General features: G+C 70.5%; 15 protein-coding genes. 7 read left to right on the forward strand and 8 right to left on the reverse strand.

Going from position 1 to position 14,333, the window contains the following annotated elements:
- Positions 1 to 107: 107 nt before the first annotated feature.
- Positions 108 to 887: a S1 family peptidase gene (locus PXH83_RS05270; RefSeq protein ID WP_274557218.1), complete on the reverse strand. Its 780-nt coding sequence runs from the start codon at positions 885 to 887 to the stop codon at positions 108 to 110.
- Between the two features lie 246 nt (positions 888 to 1,133).
- Here PXH83_RS05270 and PXH83_RS05275 point away from each other — a divergent pair, with 246 nt between their 5' ends.
- Positions 1,134 to 2,039, forward strand: a complete 906-nt coding sequence (locus tag PXH83_RS05275; RefSeq protein WP_274557220.1) for a hypothetical protein — start codon at positions 1,134 to 1,136, stop codon at positions 2,037 to 2,039.
- A gap of 23 nt (positions 2,040 to 2,062) precedes the next feature.
- A complete protein-coding gene (locus PXH83_RS05280; RefSeq protein WP_274557223.1) occupies positions 2,063 to 3,583 on the forward strand; it encodes an ankyrin repeat domain-containing protein in 1,521 nt (506 codons plus the stop codon).
- Between the two features lie 33 nt (positions 3,584 to 3,616).
- Here the strand turns inward: PXH83_RS05280 and PXH83_RS05285 are convergent, their stop codons facing one another.
- From PXH83_RS05285 to PXH83_RS05300, 4 genes are all read right to left on the reverse strand, one after another.
- A complete protein-coding gene (locus PXH83_RS05285; protein ID WP_274557225.1) occupies positions 3,617 to 4,012 on the reverse strand; it encodes a guanyl-specific ribonuclease in 396 nt (131 codons plus the stop codon).
- A 34-nt stretch (positions 4,013 to 4,046) separates the two neighbouring features.
- On the reverse strand, positions 4,047 to 4,217 hold the full coding sequence (locus PXH83_RS05290; protein WP_274557227.1) for a hypothetical protein: 171 nt from the start codon (positions 4,215 to 4,217) through the stop codon (positions 4,047 to 4,049).
- Positions 4,218 to 4,501: 284 nt separating this feature from the next.
- Positions 4,502 to 5,416 (reverse strand): SDR family oxidoreductase, encoded by a 915-nt coding sequence (locus tag PXH83_RS05295; RefSeq protein WP_274557229.1) that lies wholly within the window; start codon positions 5,414 to 5,416, stop codon positions 4,502 to 4,504.
- Between the two features lies 1 nt (position 5,417).
- A complete protein-coding gene (locus PXH83_RS05300) occupies positions 5,418 to 6,182 on the reverse strand; it encodes an SDR family oxidoreductase (RefSeq protein ID WP_274557231.1) in 765 nt (254 codons plus the stop codon).
- Between the two features lie 56 nt (positions 6,183 to 6,238).
- Here PXH83_RS05300 and PXH83_RS05305 point away from each other — a divergent pair, with 56 nt between their 5' ends.
- The 5 genes from PXH83_RS05305 to PXH83_RS05325 are packed head-to-tail and all read left to right on the forward strand — an operon-like array spanning position 6,239 to position 10,620.
- Positions 6,239 to 6,988 carry an enoyl-CoA hydratase family protein gene (locus PXH83_RS05305; protein WP_274557234.1) on the forward strand — a complete coding sequence of 250 codons (750 nt, stop codon included), beginning with the start codon at positions 6,239 to 6,241 and terminating at the stop codon, positions 6,986 to 6,988.
- Positions 6,985 to 7,836, forward strand: a complete 852-nt coding sequence (locus PXH83_RS05310; protein ID WP_274557236.1) for a CoA transferase subunit A — start codon at positions 6,985 to 6,987, stop codon at positions 7,834 to 7,836. Before PXH83_RS05305 ends, PXH83_RS05310 begins: the two co-directional genes overlap by 4 nt.
- A complete protein-coding gene (locus PXH83_RS05315; protein WP_274557238.1) occupies positions 7,833 to 8,576 on the forward strand; it encodes a CoA-transferase subunit beta in 744 nt (247 codons plus the stop codon). The genes PXH83_RS05310 and PXH83_RS05315 overlap by 4 nt, the downstream gene beginning before the upstream one ends.
- Positions 8,577 to 8,581: 5 nt before the next feature.
- Complete coding sequence (locus PXH83_RS05320; RefSeq protein ID WP_274562683.1) at positions 8,582 to 9,649, forward strand: NAD(P)H-dependent flavin oxidoreductase; 1,068 nt, start codon at positions 8,582 to 8,584, stop codon at positions 9,647 to 9,649.
- 29 nt (positions 9,650 to 9,678) lie between these two features.
- The gene (locus PXH83_RS05325; protein WP_274557240.1) at positions 9,679 to 10,620 is read left to right on the forward strand and encodes a tyrosine-protein phosphatase; all 942 of its coding nucleotides are present in this window, start codon (positions 9,679 to 9,681) and stop codon (positions 10,618 to 10,620) included.
- A 234-nt stretch (positions 10,621 to 10,854) separates the two neighbouring features.
- On the opposite strand, the gene PXH83_RS05330 is transcribed toward PXH83_RS05325, so the two are convergent.
- The 3 genes from PXH83_RS05330 to PXH83_RS05340 all read right to left on the reverse strand — a co-directional run bounded on the left by PXH83_RS05330 (position 10,855) and on the right by PXH83_RS05340 (position 14,330).
- Positions 10,855 to 12,585, reverse strand: a complete 1,731-nt coding sequence (locus tag PXH83_RS05330) for a DEAD/DEAH box helicase (protein ID WP_274557243.1) — start codon at positions 12,583 to 12,585, stop codon at positions 10,855 to 10,857.
- A gap of 88 nt (positions 12,586 to 12,673) precedes the next feature.
- Positions 12,674 to 12,877 carry a cold-shock protein gene (locus tag PXH83_RS05335; RefSeq protein WP_015607926.1) on the reverse strand — a complete coding sequence of 68 codons (204 nt, stop codon included), beginning with the start codon at positions 12,875 to 12,877 and terminating at the stop codon, positions 12,674 to 12,676.
- Between the two features lie 295 nt (positions 12,878 to 13,172).
- On the reverse strand, positions 13,173 to 14,330 hold the full coding sequence (locus PXH83_RS05340) for an acetyl-CoA C-acetyltransferase (protein WP_274557246.1): 1,158 nt from the start codon (positions 14,328 to 14,330) through the stop codon (positions 13,173 to 13,175).
- Positions 14,331 to 14,333: the final 3 nt, after the last annotated feature.

Consider the following 14,333-nt stretch of genomic DNA (forward strand, 5'->3'; position numbering starts at 1 on the left):
GTGACCGTCACGATGCGCCGCGTGGTGCGAGGGGGCCTATGGACAAAGAAGGGGCGGGTGTTGGACTAACGCGTCCGACCCCCGCCCCTTCACCGCTCATGCGGGGGTCAGAGACCTGCGGCAGCCGACTTGATGGCCGCGGCGAAGGTCGACACCTCGGTGTACACACCGGGGTAGTTGGGGCGCGCGCACCCGTTGCCCCAGCTGACTATCCCGACCTGGATCCAGGCGTTGTTGTTGTCCTTGCGGAACATGGGGCCGCCCGAGTCGCCCTGGCACGTGTCGACACCGCCCTGGGTGAAGCCGGCGCAGATCTCCTCGCCCGCCACGAGGTCGGAGTACGACCGCTTGCAGCTGGTGTCGGAGACGAACGGGACCTGGGCCTTGAGCATGTAGCGCTGCTGGCTGCCGCCCTCGCGGTTGGCGCCCCAGCCGGCCACGGTGAAGGTGCCCTTGTTGTACGCCGTCGTGTCGGCGATCTTCAGGGTGGGCAGGTCGATCGGCTTGGCGAGCTTGATCAGCGCCCAGTCCTTGCCGGTGCCGTTGTAGCCGGGTGCCTGGAGGACCTTGGTGGACTTGACCTTGATGGCGCTCGGGCTCTGGAGGTCGACCACTCCGGCGGTGGCGGTGATGCTCGTGTTGTTGCCCGAGCCGTCCACGCAGTGGGCGGCGGTCAGGACGATGTCCTTGGCGTAGAGCGCCCCGCCGCAGCCCATGGAGAGCCGGACCATGAACGGGAATTCACCCTGGGCGGCCGGGGTTCCGCCGACGACGGGCGGCGGTGCGGCGGAGGCGGTGGATGCGCCCGCGGGCTGGAGGCTGATCGCGGCGAGGGCCACGGCACTGGCGGCCGCACATCTCTTGAGGACACGCAGAAGGTTCTTCAACGAACTGCCTTTCGTGGGGGGGTTTCGCTGGTTTGCTGCTGTGCGCGCGCACGACGGCCACCACACCGGCACACTGATGGCATGAGCCCGTCAACTCGCCGTTGGATTATGTGGAGTTGCCCGCCCGGCCGACAAGAGACGCTTCCAGCCACACCCGCCACACCGAGGCCGTATTCATCCGCACCGCGGTCCGCCGGATCCGCTTACAGTGGAGATCTGTTCACCGTCGTGTGAGGACGTGTGGGGGTGAGTGCGGGCGTGAGTGGCGGCAGCGAGGTCGTGCACGGCTTTCCGCACCTGACCACCGTGCGGTCCGCCCTCACGGCGCTCCACAAACGGCTCTCGTACGACGGCGTGCACACCTACGCACCGAGCGTCTTCCCCGTCGACGTCGCCTTCTCCGACCAGGACGATCTCCACCTCGGCACCCAGCGTGTGGCGCGCGCCCTCGTCCACCACCTGCATCTGCCGGACGCCCGCATGATCGTGAGCTTCCGCGAGATGGAGCACGCCGCGAGCGTGGAGCTCGCCGCCGGTCCCGAGTACTTCATCGAGCTCAACTCACGTTTCAGGACCCACCGCAACGACATCGGGGCCGCCCTCGCCCACGAGATCACGCACGTCCTGCTGCACCGGCTCGACCTCGCCTTCGCCGGGACGCGCGACAACGAGATCCTGACCGACACCGTGACGACGTATCTGGGCGCGGGCTGGCTGCTGCTCGACGCGTTCCGCGAGGACGGGGCGTCCAGCCAGAAGCTCGGCTATCTGACGCCGGAGGAGTTCGGATACGTCCTGGCGAAGCGCGCGATCGCCTTCGGCGAGGACCCGTCGCCCTGGTTCACCAGCGCGCAGGCGTACACGGCGTACACCAAGGGCCTGGCGCAGGCCCGCCATGACGAGCGGCAGCCGCCGCTCACGGCCGCCGGCTGGGCGGGCCGCCGCCGGTACGCCAAGGAGCGGCGGTACGCCCAGGAGAACGGCGGCCGGGCCGACCCCGGCCTCTCGTACGCCTTCGAGGGCGGCGGCCGCGAGCCGCTGCGCGTCTCCTTCCCCTGCCCGACCTGCCACCAGCGCATCCGTGTCCCGGTAAGCGGCCGGGCGCGGGTCCGGTGCGCCCTGTGCCGCACGATTCTCGAATGCGATACGTGAAGGGGCACACGTAGGGTCGAAGCATGACGAACGATCCGACAGCGGACGCGCAGACCCTGGTCGAAGCGGTGTACTACGCCGACGACGACACCGTCGTAAGGCTGCTGAGGTCCGGCATCTCGCCCGAGACCCCCGACGAAGAGGGCACGACCCCGCTCTACGAGGCGGCCATGCAGAACCGGCCCAGCATCGTACGGCTGCTGCTCGCCGCGGGCGCCGACCCCAACCGGGCGAGCGGCCCGGAAGCCGGTGACCTGCCGCTGTGCGGCGCCGCGGTGGGCGGCCATACGGAGGTCGTGGAGGCGCTGCTCTCGGCGGGCGCGACGCCGGATCTGCGCGAGGAATTCGAGTTCACCGCCTTGGCCTGGGCCGTACGGCAGGGGAACTCGGACACCGTGGAGGCGCTTTTGGAGTACGGCGCGGACCCCGACCTGCCGGGACCCGGCACCGAGCCGCCCCTGGTGGTCGCGGCGCACCGGGGGTCCACCGAGACCGTACGGGCCCTTCTGCGGCACGGCGCGTCCGCGCGCGAGGAGGCGCTGGCAGAGGCGCGGCGATGGCTCGAAGTCGACGTGGAGCAGGAGCTGCGCGAGGAGCTGCTCAAGTCCTTCGGGGCCGGGGACGGGAGCGGTGGCGCGAAGGTCGAGACCGTCACCCGCCGCATCGAGGAGGACGGCGGCGTAACGGTCGTGGTCGAGCTCATCCGGGACGGGGTGGCGCAGGCCGGCAAGGAGCGGCAGACCGGGCACGCCGCGATCGTCACTCTCCTGGAGCAGGAGCTCGGCATCCGTACGCCCTTCGAGGAGCTCGCCGGTCGGGCCCTGCGCGGTGGGGACCCCGACCGGGACGACTGGATGGAGGCGCTGGCCGCGCTGTGGCGGCGCGGTGACGAGGAGACGTTCCAGGCGGCGGCCGCCTGGTGCGCGAGCGGAGAACCGTTGCGGCAGGCCTTCGCCGCCGACGTACTGGCGCAGCTCGGTTTCGAGCAGGACGGGAAGCCCTTCGCCGCCCGCGCCCTGCCGCTGCTGCGGCAGCTGGCGCGCGAGGCGGAGGACCCCGAGCTGATCCAGGCGGCCGTCCTGGGGCTGGGGCACCACGCCGACCCGGCCGCGCTGCCGGAGATCCTGCGCCATGCGGATCACCCCGACACGGAGGTACGCCACCGGGTGGCGATCTCCCTCGTCGGCCTGGTTCCCGCCGGCCACGAGGAGGGTGCGGCGGCCCTGATCGCGCTCAGCCGCGACACCGACGACGAGGTGCGGGACTGGGCGACGATGGCACTGGCCGGCATCGAGGCCGACACCCCGGAGATCCGCGAGGCCCTGGCGGCGCGTCTGGAGGACCGCGACCCGGACACGGCGGCGGAGGCGGCCCGTGGCCTCGCGGCACGCCGGGACCCGCGCGCGGTGGAGGCACTGGCACGCCTGCTCGCCCACGAGGACCCGGAGGGGTACGCCTACTCCACTGCCGCGGAGGCGCTCGAACACGTGACGGACGAGACGGTGAGGCGCCGCCTGGAGCAGACACCGCCGCGCCACCGTTGACAGTGGAGTGGAGGAAGAGCGGGCAGAGGCCGTTCAGCAGCCGTAGTCGACGAGGTCGAACGACGCGTAGTGATCGGCCGTGTAGTAGTCCTCCTGTGCCGAGTCACCGGTGACGATGCGGCGCGCGCCGCGGGTGGGGGAGCCCGGCGTGATGACGGTGTACTCGTGGTAGTACCCGGTGTTCTGGCTCGGCAGGAGCTGCTCGCGGTTCTGGAAGACGGTCCCGTCCTGTTCGTACGGGAAGGGCCCGCCGGCCTCTATGAGGTCGAGGGTGTCGTGCGCCTGGGACGGCAAGGCGGAGTAACAGATGTCGCCAACCGCAGGGACGGGGGCGGCACTTGCGACGGCCGTTACCGGGCCGCCGACGAGGAGGGTGGAGACGAGAGCGGCGATGCCGCTGATGACGGAGATTCGTGGGGGGATCCGCATGGGCACCATGATGACGCGCGTAGAGCGGGGCGCGTCAATTCCAACTCCCGTGAATTTTCCGTGCGTTAACCTGACCGGAGGTCGGGGGGATGCGCGCGCTCAGCGCGTCGAGCGTGTCGAGGGCGTCGAGCACCTCCAGCCCGTCCGGCGCATCCAGCCCGTCCAACGCGTTGAGCCCGTCCAGCGCATCCAGCCCGACCAGCACCTCCAGTGGGTCGGAGCCCGTCGAGCACCTCCAACCTGCACAGCGCGTCCAGCGCGTCGCAGCCCGTCGAGCACCTCCAACCCGTCCAGCGCATCGGAGCCCGTCCAGCACCTCCAGCCCGTCGAGCGCACCGAGCGCACGGGAGCGCGTCCAGCGCCTCCCGGCGCTCTCGGAACGCTCCAGCCCCCTCCCAGCCGCACTTTCCGGCACCCCCAGCACCCCACCCCCGCACACCCCGCACCCCCAGCAACCCGCATGCCACCCCCCGCACCCGAGCGCGCCCCCTACCGCCCCGCCCCGTACACCGGCCGTACCGGCCCCGCGTCCGCCAGCAGTTTCAGCGCCGCCTCCCCCACCTCCGCCGGTGCCCACCGCGCCCCCTTGTCCGCGGTCGGCCCCTCGCGCCACCCCTCCATGACCGTGATGCGCCCCGCCTCCGCCTCGAAGACCCGCCCGGTCACGCCCGCGCTCGCCACCGACCCGAGCCACACGACGAGCGGCGAGACGTTCTCGGGGGCCATGGCGTCGAACTGTCCCTCCCCCGGCGCCGCCATCGTCTCGGCGAAGGTCTGCTCGGTCATACGGGTCCTGGCGGCCGGCGCTATGGCGTTGACCTGGGCGCCGTACCGCCCCATCTCCGCCGCCGCGACCAGCGTCAGACCGATGATCCCGGCCTTGGCGGCCGAATAACTCCCCTGCCCGACACTGCCCAACAGACCAGCGCCCGAGCTCGTGTTGACGACCCGCCCGTCCACCGGATGACCCGCCTTCGCCTCCGCCCGCCAGTGCGCGGCCGCGTGCTTCAGCGGAAGAAAGTGCCCCTTCAGGTGCACCCGCATGACCGCATCCCAGTCGTCCTCGTCCAGGTTGACCAGCATCCGGTCACGCAGAAAGCCCGCGTTGTTGACCAGGGTGTCGAGCCGCCCGAAGGTCTCCACCGCCGCCGTGATGAGCGAGGATGCCCCGTGCGTCGTAGCGATGTCGCCGCCGTGCGCGACCGCCTCGCCCCCTGCGGCGGTGATCTCGTCGACGACCTGCTGGGCGGGGCCCGACGACGTCCCCGCACCGTCCAGTCCGACCCCCAGGTCGTTGACGACAACCTTCGCGCCCTCCGCCGCGAAGGCCAGCGCATGGGCCCGCCCGAGCCCCCGACCCGCGCCCGTCACGACGACGACCCGTCCGTCGCAGATTCCCGTCATCTCACTTCTCCTTATTGGCAGTTGCGGCGTCGAGGAAGGCAGGGCGCTCCCCGCCCCCGTGCACGAGCAGCGAGGCGCCCGTGATGTACGCGGCCCGCTCGGAGGCCAGGAAGACGGCGGCATCACCGATGTCCGAGGGTTCGGCGAGCCGCCCCAGCGGAACGGTCCGGCCGACCGCCGCGACTCCCGCCTCGTCTCCGTAGTGCAGATGCGACAGCTCGGTACGGACCATGCCGAGGACCAGCGTGTTCACCCGGACGTCCGGTGCCCACTCCACCGCCATCGACCGCGCCAGGTTCTCCAGACCCGCTTTGGCCGCCCCGTACGCCGCTGTGCCCGGCGAAGGCCGCGTCCCGCTGACGCTGCCGACCATCACGACTGCCCCGCCGCCGGCCCGAAGGTGCTCGTACGCGGCCAGTGAGGCGGTCATCGGCGCGACCAGGTTGAGCTCGACCACCCGCGCGTGCCGCTCGGCCTCGCCCTCTCCCAGCAACCGGTACGGCGTCCCGCCCGCGTTGTTGACCAGCACGTCCAGCCGCCCGTACGCATCCACCACACCCGCGAAGAAGCCCCGTACGGCCGCCGCATCCCGCAGGTCGACGGGCCTGAACTCGGCCTCCAGGCCGCCCACTTCGACCGCCTTCTCCGGCGGTCGGCGGGCGCAGACCACCACCCGCGCCCCGGCGGCGAGGAACGCGCGGGCGATTCCGGCGCCGACGCCGCGGGTGCCGCCTGTCACGACGACGACCCTCCCGTCCAGTTGCATTCGCTGCTACCTTCCCTGCCTAACAAATGTTTGGTGGAAAGGTAGCTGATCCGTTCATGGGTGTCTCCACCGCAAGCCCGGACAAGGGCATTTCCGTCGTTACGGTCGACTTCCCGCCCGTCAACGCCCTCCCCGTGCAGGGCTGGTACGACCTCGCCGACGCCGTCCGTGCGGCCGGTCGCGACCCCGGGGCCCGCTGCGTCGTCCTCGCCGCCGAGGGCCGCGGCTTCAACGCCGGCGTCGACATCAAGGAAATGCAGCGCGACCCCGGCCACGCCTCCCTCATCGGGGCCAACCGCGGCTGCGCCGAGGCCTTCGCCGCCGTCTACGAGTGCGAGGTCCCCGTCGTCGCGGCAGTGGGCGGCTTCTGCCTCGGCGGCGGCATCGGCCTGGTCGGCAACGCCGACGCGATCGTCGCGTCCGACGACGCCACCTTCGGCCTGCCGGAGCTGGACCGGGGCGCGCTGGGCGCCGCCACCCACCTCGCACGCCTCGTCCCGCAGCACCTCATGCGCACGCTGTACTACACCTCGCGCACCGCCACCGCCGCCGAACTCCACGCGCACGGCTCCGTCTGGAAAGTCGTCCCGCGCGAAGAACTCCACGACGCGGCCCTGGGCCTGGCCCGCGAGATCGCGCAGAAGGACGGCTGCCTCATCCGGCTGGCCAAGGCCGCCATCAACGGCATCGACCCCGTGGACGTACGCCGCAGCTACCGCTTCGAGCAGGGCTTCACCTTCGAGGCCAACCTCGGCGGCCTCGCCGACCGGGTCCGTAACACCTTCGGCAAGGAGGCCGGGCAGTGACCGACAAGACCATGACCCCGGAGCAGGTCGTCGCCCGCCTCCGCAGCGGCATGACCCTCGGCATCGGCGGCTGGGGCTCGCGCCGCAAACCCATGGCCCTCGTACGCGCGATCCTCCGCTCCGGTCTCACGGACCTCACCGTGATCTCGTACGGCGGCCCGGACGTCGGACTGCTCGTCGCCGCCGGCAAGGCCCGCAAGGTGGTGGCGGCCTTCACCACCCTCGACTCGATCCCCCTCGAACCGCACTTCCGTACCGCCCGCCAGAGCGGCGCGGTCGAGCTCATGGAGATCGACGAGGCGATGTTCATGTGGGGGCTGCACGCCGCCGTGAACCGGCTGCCGTTCCTTCCCGTACGCGCCGGAATCGGCTCCGACGTGATGCGGGTCAACCCGGCCCTGAAGACCGTCACTTCGCCGTACGAGGACGGGGAGCGGTTCGCCGCGATGCCGGCCCTGCGCATGGACGCCGCCCTCGTCCACATGAACCGCGCCGACCGCGTCGGCAACGGGCAGTACCTGGGGCCCGACCCGTACTTCGACGACCTCTTCTGCGAGGCGGCGGACACGGCGTACGTCTCCTGCGAGCAGCTGGTCGAAACCGCCGAGCTGACGAAGACCGCCGCCCCGCAGACGCTCCTCGTCAAACGCCACTCCGTCACCGGCGTGATCGAGACCCCGAACGGCGCGCACTTCACCTCCTGCGCCCCCGACTACGACCGGGACGAGGCCTTTCAGAAGGCGTACGCGACGACTCCCTGGCCGGAGTTCGCCGAGCGCTTCCTGTCGGGCGTCGACGAGAAGGCCTACCAGTCCGCCGTGCAGACCTGGCACGAGGAGCAGAAGTGACCACCGCGACGACGGTCAGCCGCGCCGAATACTGCGTGATCGCCTGCGCCGACGCATGGCGCGACAACGGCGAGGTTCTCGCCAGTCCCATGGGTACGATCCCCGCGTTCGGCGCGCGCCTCGCCAAGCGCACCTTCTCCCCCGACCTCCTCCTCACCGACGGCGAGGCGACGCTCGTCGGTCTCGACGGGACGCCGGAAGGCTGGCTGCCGTACCGCCAGCACCTCACGATGGTCACCGGCGGCAAGCGCCACGTCATGATGGGCGCAAGCCAGATCGACCGCTTCGGCAACCAGAACATCTCCTGCATCGGCGACTGGTCAAAGCCCTCCCGCCAGCTGCTCGGTGTACGCGGCGCCCCGGTCAACACGCTCAACAATCCGACCAGTTACTGGGTCCCGAAACACTCCGCCCGGGTCTTCGTGGAGAAGGTCGACATGATCTGCGGAGTCGGTTACGACAGCGCGGCCGCCGCAGGGCCGTCCGCGACCCGCTATCACCGCATCCCGCGCGTCGTCAGCAACCTCGGCGTCTTCGACTTCTCGACCCCCGGCCACTCCATGCGGATCGCGTCCCTCCACCCCGGCGCCACCGTCGAAGAGGTCCGCGACTGCACCGGATTCGCCCTCGTGATCCCCGACGACGTCCCGTACACCCGGGAGCCGACCGCCGAGGAGCTCCGCCTGATCCGCGAGGTCATCGACCCCAGGGGCGTGCGCGACCGCGAGGTCAGGTCCTGATGGAGATGGAGACGGCACTCACGCGCCTTGTCGGCGTCAAGTACCCCCTTGTCCAGACCGGCATGGGCTGGGTCGCTGGCCCCCGCCTCGTGTCGGCGGCCGCTCGCGCGGGAGCCCTCGGAATCCTCGCCTCCGCGACGATGAGTGCCGAGCAGTTACGCCGCGCCGTACGCGAGGTCAAGTCCCGTACGGACGCCCCCTTCGGGGTCAATCTGCGTGCCGATGCGGGGGATGCGCGCGAGCGTGTACGGATCGTCGTCGAGGAGGGTGTGAAGGTCGCCTCCTTCGCGCTCGCCCCGTCCAGAGACCTGATAGCGGAGCTCAAGGACGCGGGCGTCGTCGTCATCCCCTCCATCGGGGCACGACGTCATGCCGAGAAGGTGGCGGACTGGGGCGCGGACGCGGTCATGGTTCAGGGCGGTGAGGGCGGCGGCCACACGGGCGAAGTGGCAACCACTGTGCTGCTTCCCCAGGTTGTCGACGCCGTGGGCATCCCTGTCATCGCTGCGGGGGGTTTCTACGACGGGCGGGGCCTGGTCGCGGCGCTCGCGTACGGCGCGGCGGGCATCGGCATGGGGACCCGCTTCCTCCTCACGTCCGATTCGACCGTCCCGGAGGCGGTGAAGGCGAAGTACCTGGCGGCGAGCGTCAAGGAGGTCACGGTCACCACGGCCGTCGACGGCCTCCCGCACCGCATGCTCCGTACTGAACTCGTTGACTCCCTTGAGCGGGCGGGACGTACAAAGGCGCTGGTGCAGGCCGTTCGCCGGGCCGCCGGCTTCAAGAAGATCTCCGGCCTGAGCTGGGCCGGGATGGTCCGTGACGGCCTCGCCATGAAGCACGGCAAGGACCTCAGCTGGAGTCAGGTCCTGCTGGCCGCCAACACGCCGATGCTGCTCAAGGCGTCCATGGTCGACGGCCGCACCGATCTCGGGGTGATGGCGTCCGGCCAGGTGGCAGGACTCATCGAGGATCTGCCGTCCTGTGCGGAGCTGGTGGCGCGGGTCATGGCCGAGGCGAACGAAACCCTCGAACGCATCTATGCGCTCGGCACCCTGCCGACACCAGGGTGATCCCCCTTCTCCTCATAGGAGTTGACCAGATGAGCCGTGCTCGAATCTGTCTGGCGACCGGAGTGGTCGTCTCGGCGCTCGCCGTCGGGAGCCTGCCTGCGGCAGCCCTGGCCGAGTCCCCGGCGGAGGCCACCGTTGCCGCTGCCGCCACCCTGCCCTACCGTCACAGCGACAGCGTCCGCCAGATCCAGCTACAGGGGGCGACCAACGTCCGCGACCTGGGCGGCTATCGCACGTACGACGGAGAAATGGTCCGCTACGGGCAGGTCTACCGCGCCGACGGGCTCGGCAAGCTCACGGACGCGGACGTCGCCACGCTCGGCCGCCTCGGCCTCGGGAAGGTCATCGATTTCCGGGTCCCTGTGGAGGTGCAGTACGACGGCGCCGACCGTCTGCCCTCCGGTCTCACGGCGACGTCCCGTCCGGTTACCGACAACGGTCTGTACGCGCAGTTGTTGACAGCCATCGGCTCCAGGGATCCGGTCAAGCAGGAGGAGATGCTGGGCGGCGGCAAGGCGGAGGCCTTCATGAGGGACGTCTACCGGACGTTCGTCACGAACCCGGAGAACCGGGCCCGGTTCGCGGAGACTCTGCGCGACATCGCGGACGGTGACCGGCGTTCGCCGCTGCTGTACCACTGCACGTCGGGCAAGGACCGTACCGGCTGGACGAGTTACGTCCTACTGCGCGCGCTCGGCGTTCCTTCGCGCACGGCCGAGCGCGACTACTTGGCGTCCAACGACTACAGAGCGGCGTACGACGCCAAGGTCCGGGAGGGCCTGAAGCAGTCCGGCTTGATGCAGAACCCGGACCTGCTGATCCCGCTCCAGGAGGTCCGTACGGACTACCTGGGCGCGGCGCTTGCCGAGGTGGAGACAGACTACGGCAGCCTCCACGGCTACCTCAGGGAGGGCCTGGGCCTGGACTACGGGACGCTGGCGAAGCTCCGGGCGAGGCTGGTGGGGTCGTAGGGGTGCCGGTGGGGGCGGTGCCGGTGCGGAGGCCGATGCCTGCGGCGCCTTCCCCCGCCCGCCCCTTCCTGCTGTTCCCGCTGTGACATTTTGCGGCTGCCGCCGCGTAGTGGGCCGCCCCAGACCCCGCTCCTCAGACTTCGTCCGGGGGGGGAACCCCAAGGGCGTCCGGGGGTCTGGGGGCTTGCCCCCAGTTTCGGGAAGGGGCGGGGAGGGGAAACAAGCCCTCCGGCGTTACGCCGCAGCGCTACGGCTTCCGCCCTGCGCACCGTTCCCCGAGCGGCCACCCCGCCCACGGCCACGGCTGCCCGGCGCACGCTCGCCCTGGCTACGACCGCCGCCCTGCGCACGAACGCCGCCCGAGGCACGGCCACCGGCCTGGGCACGCTCGCCCGACGCACGGCCACCGCCCTGCGCACGCTCACCCTGCGTACGGCCACCAGCCTGCGCACGGTCACCCTGGCCACGACCGCCGCCGCCCTGGGCGCGTTCGCCCTGGCCACGACCGCCCGCCTGGGCGCGCTCGCCCTGGCCACGACCACCGCGCCCACCGCCCTGCGACGGCCGGCGCTTCGGCTTCGCGGAAGCCTGCTGCTGCTGCGGGACCTCGATCACGACGGCGACGCCCGAAGGCTCGCGCGCTCCGGTGATCCGGGTCAGTTCGTCGTCGCTCGACTTGACCCTGGCGGTCTGCGGGACGATGCCCGCGTCCGACATCAGGCGGGTCATCTCCCGCTTCTCGTCGGGCAGTACGAGCGTGACCACGCTGCCGGACTCACCCGCACGAGCGGTACGGCCGCCACGGTGCAGGTAATCCTTGTGGTCGGTCGGCGGGTCGACGTTGACCACGAGATCGAGGGCGTCGACGTGAATACCGCGGGCCGCGACATTGGTGGCCACCAGCGCCGTGATCTGCCCGGTCTTGAACTGGTCGAGCGTACGGTTGCGCTGCGGCTGCGAACGGCCGCCGTGCAGCGCCGCCGCGTGCACACCGCTGGCCAGCAGCCGCTTGGCGAACCGGTCCGCCGCACGCTTGGTGTCCACAAAGAGGATCACCCGGCCCTCGCGCGCCGCGATGCGCGTGGCAACTGCCTTCTTGTCGGTCTCGTCGGCGACGTACAGCACGTGGTGTTCCATCGTGGTCACCGCACCGGCCGACGGGTCGACGGAGTGGACCACGGGGTCGGTCAGGAACATCCGGACGAGCCGGTCGACGTTACGGTCCAGGGTCGCCGAGAACAGCATCCGCTGCCCGTCCGGCTCGACCTGCTTGAGCAACGCCGTGACCTGGGGAAGGAAGCCCATGTCGGCCATCTGGTCCGCCTCGTCGAGGACGGTGATCGACACTTGGCCGAGGTCGCAGTCGCCGCGCTCGATGAGGTCCTTGAGGCGGCCGGGAGTGGCCACGAGGACCTCGGCGCCACGGCGCAGCGTGTTCGACTGCTTGGTGATCGACAGGCCGCCGACGACGGTGGCGAGACGCAGGTTCACGGCCGTCGCGTACGGCGTGAGGGCGTCGGTCACCTGCTGCGCGAGCTCGCGCGTGGGTACGAGGACCAGCACGAGCGGCATGCGCGGCTCGGAGCGGCGGCCGGCGGTACGCGCCAGCAGTGCGAGACCGAAGGCAAGGGTCTTACCGGATCCGGTTCGCCCGCGGCCGAGTATGTCGCGGCCCGCGAGCGAGTTCGGCAGGGTCGCACCCTGAATGGGGAAGGGCTCCGTCACACCCTGTGCCGCCAGCGTCTTGAGCAGAGCTGCGGGCATGTCGAGATCGGCGAAGCTCTCGACGGCCGGCAGCGCCGGGGTAATGGTCTCCGGCATCGCGAATTCACCCTGCACAGGCGTGGCCCGGCGGGCATTGCCCTTTGCGGGGGCTTTGCCGCGGGCCTGCGACTGGGACTGTGCGGAGCGATTGCGGACGGGACGTGCTGAGCGTGCGGCGGCGGGGCGTTCGGAGCGGGTCATTCGGGTTTGCCTTCCTGAGGACAAGCACAAGCCGGGGCCCGCACCTTCACGGTGCGGGCCCCGGCCGGCGAGGTATCGCGTCGGCTGATTAGGCCGGGACGATGTTCTCCGCCTGCGGGCCCTTCTGGCCCTGCGTGACGTCGAAGGAGACCTTCTGGCCCTCCTGGAGCTCACGGAAGCCCTGGGTGGCAATGTTCGAGTAGTGGGCGAAGACGTCAGCGCCGCCGCCGTCCTGCTCGATGAAGCCGAAGCCCTTTTCCGAGTTGAACCACTTCACGGTTCCAGTAGCCATGTCATTCTCCTAAAAAACTGGGGCAGATCCGGAAATCCGCACTGTACGGATTCCACGTCGCCGCAATGAGCCCCATCCGGAGAACCGGAAAACAAAATGCGCCTGAGGAAGCATTCCCGTCAGGCGCACATAATGTTTATGGGTACCAAAACTGCAACTCGCCCACTCTAACACGATGGCGCCGAAGCGCCAGCCCTTCGCGGCAGGAAGATCGCGGCCCGTGCGGGGCGTTCACGTGCGCGCCACTTCCCGTTCCCGGCGATTCCGAATTCATGGCATGAACACCGCAAGCGCGCTACAGCCGCTCGATGATCGTGACATTCGCCTGGCCGCCGCCCTCGCACATCGTCTGGAGGCCGAACCGGCCCCCTGTCCGCTCCAGCTCGTGCAGCAGCGTCGTCATCAGCTTCGCGCCGGTCGCACCCAGCGGGTGTCCGAGAGCGATGGCGCCGCCGTTGACATTGACGCGGTCCGGGTCCGCGCCCGTTTCCTTCAGCCATGCGAGCACCACGGGGGCGAACGCCTCGTTGATCTCGACCAGGTCGATGTCACCGATCGACATGCCGGTCTTCTTCAGTGCGTACGCCGTCGCCGGAATGGGGGCGGACAGCATCCGGATCGGGTCCTCGCCCCGTACCGACAGGTGGTGGATGCGGGCGCGCGGCGTCAACCCGTGTTCGGCAACGGCCTGTTCGGATGCGATCAGCATCGCCGCCGCGCCGTCCGAGACCTGTGAGGAGCAGGCGGCGGTAATCGTGCCGCCCTCTATGACCGGCTTGAGGGCCGCCATCTTCTCCAGGGTCGTGTCACGGCGCGGGCCCTCGTCGACCTTCACGTCGCCGTACGCGACGGTCTCACGCTCGAAGCGGCCCTCGTCGATCGCGCGGATCGCCCGCTGGTGGGAGCGGAGTGCGAACTCCTCCATGTCGCGGCGCGAGATGCCCCACTTCTCGGCGATCAGCTGCGCGCCGTGGAACTGGTTCACGGGTGCGTCGCCGTACCGGGCACGCCAGCCCTCCGAGCCGAGGAACGGGCCGTCCGTGAGCCCCAGTGGCTCCCCCGCCTGCCTGGACGCGAAGGCGATCGGAACCTGCGTCATGTTCTGCGTGCCGCCCGCGACCACCAGATCCTGCGTCCCGGAAAGGACGCCCTGTGCCGCGAAGTGCACGGCCTGCTGGGAGGAGCCGCACTGCCGGTCGATCGTGACCCCGGGCACCTCCTCGGGAAGCCCGGCGGCCAGCCACGCCGTACGGGCGATGTCACCGGCTTGCGGGCCCACTGTGTCGAGGCAGCCGAACACGACGTCCTCGACGGCAGAGGGGTCGATGCCGGAGCGGGACACGAGGGCCTTCAGTACGTGGGCCCCGAGGTCCGCCGGGTGGACGGCTGCGAGGCCTCCCTTCCGGCGACCGACAGGGGTCCGTACCGCTTCGACTATGTAGGCCTCGGACATGGC

This window comes from Streptomyces spiramyceticus, assembly GCF_028807635.1.
GTDB lineage: Bacteria > Actinomycetota > Actinomycetes > Streptomycetales > Streptomycetaceae > Streptomyces > Streptomyces spiramyceticus.